Origin of the sequence: uncultured Chitinophaga sp., from assembly GCF_937874145.1 — a bacterium.
In the GTDB taxonomy this organism is placed as follows: domain Bacteria; phylum Bacteroidota; class Bacteroidia; order Chitinophagales; family Chitinophagaceae; genus Chitinophaga.
In genome coordinates this window covers 1-5960 of record NZ_CALNBI010000090.1, presented here as the reverse complement: position 1 = coordinate 5960, position 5960 = coordinate 1, and the positions used below count along the sequence as shown (strand labels likewise).

Annotated in this window: 3 protein-coding genes; all 3 read left to right on the top strand. The window is 56.7% G+C overall.

Annotated elements, in window-relative coordinates; translation table 11 throughout:
• On the top strand, positions 1-1994 hold a 1994-nt coding region (locus Q0510_RS03950), incomplete at its 5' end, for a TonB-dependent receptor (RefSeq protein ID WP_298708461.1).
• A 54-nt stretch (positions 1995-2048) separates the two neighbouring features.
• Complete coding sequence (locus tag Q0510_RS03945; protein WP_298708459.1) at positions 2049-3338, top strand: RagB/SusD family nutrient uptake outer membrane protein; 1290 nt, start codon at positions 2049-2051, stop codon at positions 3336-3338.
• 84 nt (positions 3339-3422) lie between these two features.
• A partial coding sequence (locus Q0510_RS03940; protein WP_298708458.1) for an MBG domain-containing protein occupies positions 3423-5960 on the top strand: 2538 nt, incomplete at its 3' end.

Here is a 5960-nt window from a genome sequence, read left to right as displayed (position 1 = left end):
CACAGAAAGCCGGAAAATTCTTCGATTATGAGAAAGAAGTGTTCGGTGAGAAAGGATTTCTCCGCAACACCACCTTCAGCATGAACGGCGGCACCGACAAAACGCAGTTCCACCTTTCCGCCGGCCTGAAAAAAGAAGATGGCATCGTGCGGAATACAGGTTATAAGAACGCCAACGTACGCCTCAACCTCAACCACCGCGTTTCCGACCGCGTGAAAGTAGGCTTCACCAGCGCGTACATGAACACCAATTCCGACCGCGGCCTTTTCGGCAACGAAAACACGGGCGCAACCATCGGCTACGGCATGATCGCCACCCGCCCCTGGCTCGACCTGTACCCGAACGAAAACGGCGTGTACCCCAATCCCCGCAATGGCGCCAACATCCTCCAGACGCTCGCGCACATGGAAAACAGCGAAAGGGTAAACCGCGTGCTGACCGGCGGTAACCTGGAAGCCGTTCTGCAACAATCCCAGAAATCCACCACCCGCTTCATCGCGCGCGGCGGCCTGGACTTCTATCACACCAAATCCCAGGCGCTGTTCCCCGCCCTGCTGTTCTTTGAAGCAGCCACCGGCGGCCGCAACATCCGCGGGAACACCTACGAGCTCAACACCAGCTGGGCGGGCTTCCTCGTAAACAGCTTCACGCCCGGCATGGGAAACCTCACCTTTACCACCACCGCAGGCATGACGCATGAAGCCGGCGAATATGACCAGCTGCTGAACGTGGCCTCCCAGCTGATCGGGGCCGAAACCAGCCAGGGACAGGCCGGTGCGGTGCGCGTACAACAGACGCGCAACTCCTATCGAAACGACGGCCTCTTCTTCCAGGAAGAGCTGGCGTATAAGGAATTCCTCAACTTCACCGCAGGTGTTCGTCTCGACAAATCCACCAACAACGGCGATTACCGTAAATACAATATCTACCCCAAAGCCAACGCATCCTGGAACATCACCAAAATGGGCAACTGGGATAACAGCGTGCTGAGCGACCTGAAATTCCGTATCGCCTACGGTGAAAGCAGCGGCTTCCCCACGTTCAACAGCCGCTTCACCACCCTGGGCGCCACCGCCATCGGCGGCCGTCCCGGTTCTATCGGCAGCCTGGTGTTGGGCGACCCCAACATCAAGTCGGAACGCCAGACCGAACTGGAAGGCGGTTTCGACGTGAGCTTCCTGAACGGCAAACTGAACTTCGAAGCCACCGCTTATAACAAGGTGATTAAAGACCTGCTCGTTGCGGCCGACTGGTATGGTTCCACCGGCTTCGTGAGCAGATGGGTGAACGGCGGCGAACTGCGCAACCGCGGTATCGAACTGAGCCTCCGCGCTACGCCTTTCAATACCAAGAACGTTCGCTGGAATTCTACCGTGAACTTCTGGAAGAACCGTTCCCGCGTGATGAAACTCTCCGTTCCTGCCTTCGACCAGGGAGACAGCTTCGGCGCCAGCCTTGGCACCATCTGGATCGAAGAAGGCAAGTCTGCCACGCAGCTCGTGATCGAAAGGGAAACCGGCCTGCAGGTGATCGGCGACATCGAGCCGCGCTATCAACTGAGCTGGTTCAACGACGTGACCTTCTTCAAAAACTTCACTTTCCGCGCCATGCTGCACTACAAGAACGGCAGCAACAACGTGAACCTGACGCAATACCTGCGCGACGGCGCCCGTCTTTCCAAAGACTGGAGCGACAAGAACGACAAAGGCGAATACCTGGGCGCAGTACGCGGTTCCGACCCGATCCATTACACACAGGACGCCTCCTACCTCCGCCTCCGCGAAGTAGCGCTGTATTACCAGCTGCCCATCCGCCCGCGCGCAATCAACAGCATTACGGTAGGTGTTTCCGCGAACAACTATTTCACCTGGACGAAGTACGACGGTTACGATCCTGAAGTATCCAACTTCGGCACTACATTCGGAACCGGTGTCGACGTGGCGCCTTATGCAGCTTCCAAACGCCTGCAATTCCACCTGTCCGTGAATTTTTAATCCATTAAAGAAGTCAGAAAAATGAAACTGAAAATAGCTAGTGCAATCACAATAATGGCAGGTTTCGGATTGCTCGCATCCTGTAGGAATGAAGCGATCCCTAACCCCAACGCTCCTTCGATGGAGGAGATCATCAAGAACCCGACGCTGACGCAGCTGAACAGCCTTGTGATCGGTTCGGAAAGCATGATGCGGAACCGGCTGGAAATTTATATCGACATGGTGAGCGTGCTGGGAAGGGAATACTACCGCTTCTCGGGCGCAGATCCTCGCTGGACGGACATGATCCTGGGCAAGGGACCTGGCAATACGTTGCCCGCCGGCGGTTTCTATGCTTCCATTCCCTGGGACACGCGTTATAACGTGGTAAAGAACTGCAACCTGCTGCTGCAGGGGATTGAGAATTCGAAGAACTTCCCCAATCAGCAGATCGAAGACGGCTATGTCGCTTTCACCAAAACGATCAAAGCTTATCAGCTCCTGCTGATCCTGAACGGCACGCACGAGAACGGCATCCGGCTGGAAGTTTCGGACCCCTTCAACCCCGGCCCCATCGTTACCCGCCCGGTAGCCCTGGAAGCCATCGCCACGCTGTTGAACGACGCGGACGCACTGCTGGACGATGCTACGTTCAGCTTCCCGCTGTCCACGGGCTTCGAAGGCTTCGAGACGCCTGAAAACTTCCGCAAATTCAACCGCGCCCTCGCCGCGCGCGTGGCCGTTTACCGCGAACGCTGGGCCGATGCGCTTACCTATCTCGGGAACAGCTTCCTGTCGCAGGCCGCGGGCGCCAGCCTGACAGCCGGCCCGAAGCACGTCTATTCCCTCGGAACCAACGACCAGGTAAACCCTTTGTTCCTGCAAGAAGAAAATGAAGACGAAATGCAGATCGCGCATGCATCCTATATCACCGCTATCGAAGCGGGCGACGACCGGATCGGTAAAGTACGCCAGCGCGCCGCGGCGGTAACGGTGGATGACCTGACCGGTACGCATGAAATGCGCTTATACAAAACGCAGCTCGATCCCATCCCCATCATCCGCAACGAGGAGCTGGTGCTGCTGTTTGCCGAAGCCAGTGCGCAAAACAACGCACTTCCCGCGGCCGCTGACGCGGTGAATTTCATCCGCACCAGCCACGGTCTTACCGCCCGCCTCGACCTCGACACCAAAGACAAGCTGATCGACGAGATCCTGAAACAACGCCGGTTTTCGCTTTGGGGTGAAGGCCACCGCTGGATCGATCTCCGCCGTTACAACCGGTTGAACACGCTGCCTGTTGATCGTCCGGAAGACAATATCTGGACGGAAATTCCGATCCCGCTGTCTGAAAATGCGAAGTAATACACTGTAATCAACAATCAAAATCAGAAGGCTGCCACCGTGCAGCCTTCTGCCATAACCCCAGACATACAAATACCATCTCTCATGAAGCATTATCTACGGATTTTGCCCTGGCTCTTTTTACTGCTGTGCGGTATCAGGGGCGCAAGGGCCGCAACCCCAACGCTTCCTTCTTCCGGTATTACATTCAACACGGTGGAAGGCAATTATCTAGGATTCTATTGGTCGAAAGGCGATGGCGCGAAGCGCATCGTGATCGCGAGGGCAGGCGCACCGGTGCAGGCCAAGCCCGCCAACGGCAGAAAGTACACGCCCAACCTGGCGTTTGGCCAGGGCGAAGCGGTGGGCGCGGGTGAATATGTAGTCGGATACGGCAACAACACCCAGCTGACCGTCACCGGCCTCACTTCCGGCATAACGTATTATTTCGCCGTATTCGAGTTCAACGGCGACGATGCCACCACCGAATACCTGACTTCCGCTTTTATGACCGGCAGCAAGGCCACCGAGAAACCGCCGGTCACGCAGGTCTCAGACATCCAGATCAGTGAAATCACCGGCAGCAAGGCCACCATTAAGTGGAAGAACGGCGACGGCTACGGCCGCTTGTTCGTGATGCGTGAAGGCGGCCCCGTGGACGCGCAGCCCACGGAATTCACAAATTACAACGCCAATGCCAATTTCGGAGTGGGCGCCCAGATCGGAACCGGCAACTATGTAGTTTACAACTGGTACGGCAGCTCCGCCACGCAAACGGTGTACCGGCTGAAAAACGGTACCACCTACCATGTGTCCGCATATGAATTTAACGGCTGGAACGGCCCCGCATTTGCACGGCCCGCCGCCACCGCTACTTTCTCCACACCTTCAGAACCTTCCAAACCTCCCGGCGCCATGTATTCCGACTCCCGCGACACGCGGCAGTTCCGGATGCTGTTCCCCGCGGGCGACGGCACCAAACGCCTCGTGATCGGAAGAAAGGGCAGTCCTGTTACTTCCGTTCCTACAGACGGCACCGTGTATACCGCCGACCCTGAATTCGGCAAGGGCACCCGGCTCGGAACGGATGAATTCGTTATGTATGCCGGAACAGAATGGCTGCAGATGATGACCGGCCTGGAACCGGGGACCACCTATCATTTCCGTACTTTCGAATTCAACGACGCCAACACTACGGATTACCTGACTTCCGTCTTCAGCGAAGGCTCCGCCACAACCTTTACCACACCTGCAACGGGCCCCACAGACCTGCAGGCCTCCGACATACGGGCGTTCCAGATGACGCTCAAGTGGGATAAGGGAGACGGCAACAGCCGGATCCTCATCGGCAAAGCCAACGGCCCTGTAGACATAACCCCTGAAGATTTTAAAGCCTATTCCGCCAGCGGCAATTTTGGCAACGGCGCGCAAATCGGGAACGGTAACTTCGTATTATCCGAAGGCAATCATACCCAGGTAACGGTTTATCAGCTGCAAGCGGGCGTCACCTATCACTTCGCTTTGCTGGAAGCCAATGGCGCGGTGGCCCCCATGTACCTGAAACCCGGCATCACCGCCAGCGCCACTACCAATCCTAAACCCACCACGCACCCCAACGGCCTGAGCATCGACAGCAGGATGATCAACTCGATGCGGGTGTATTGCAATATGGGCAATGGTACAAAGCTGCTGGTGATCGGGAAGAAAGGTTCTCCCGTGACCGCAGTGCCCGTCGATAAACAAATCTATACCGGCAGCTGGAAGTTCGAGGATGGAGATGAGATCGCACCCGGCGAATTCGTCATCCATTCCGGCACCTGGAACGCACCGACCGTTAATACCCTCGAACCCAACACCACCTATCACTTCCGCGTGATCAACTACAACGAAGTAAACGGAGAACCCTTCTATTACACCGCCGATCCCATGACAGACGGCAGCGGATCCACAATAGATTATGCGCGGCCCCAGGCCAGCAATCTGACTTTCCCCGAGATCCAGCACACGTCCATCAAGCTGAAGTTCGACGCGGGCGGGGGCACGAGAAGGCTCATTGCCTACAAAGCGGGCGGCCCCGTGGATGCGGATCCCGTCGACGGCACAGGCTACGGCACCGGCTCTGCCTTGGGTAATGGCAACTTCGTCGGGGGATATACCACTTCCGATGAACTTACTGTTACCGGTCTCACCGCGGGCACCAATTACCACTTCGCGGTGTATGAGATGACGCCCACGTATAACTTCTACACCCCTGATCCGTTAAGGGGACAGACCACCACTACGGGCGCCTCACAAACCATCACCTTCCCTGATTTTACCGCCAAAACATACGGCGACGCTGACTTCGACCTGCCTGCGCAAGCCAGTTCGGGATTACCCATCTCATATGATTTCAGCAGCAATTATGTGGAAGTCGTAAACGGCAAATTCCATATCATCCGGAGCGGCACGGTAACCGTTACGGCCCGCCAGCCCGGTGATGCCACGTATGCACCGGCGGCGCCCGTTTCAAAAAATCTAACTATCTCGAAAAAAGCGCTGACCATCCGCGCGGAAAATAAAACCATCGCTTTCGGCGACGATATCCCGGCGCTCACCGCCACATACGACGGTTTCGTGTTGGGTGAAACGGAGACGGCGCTC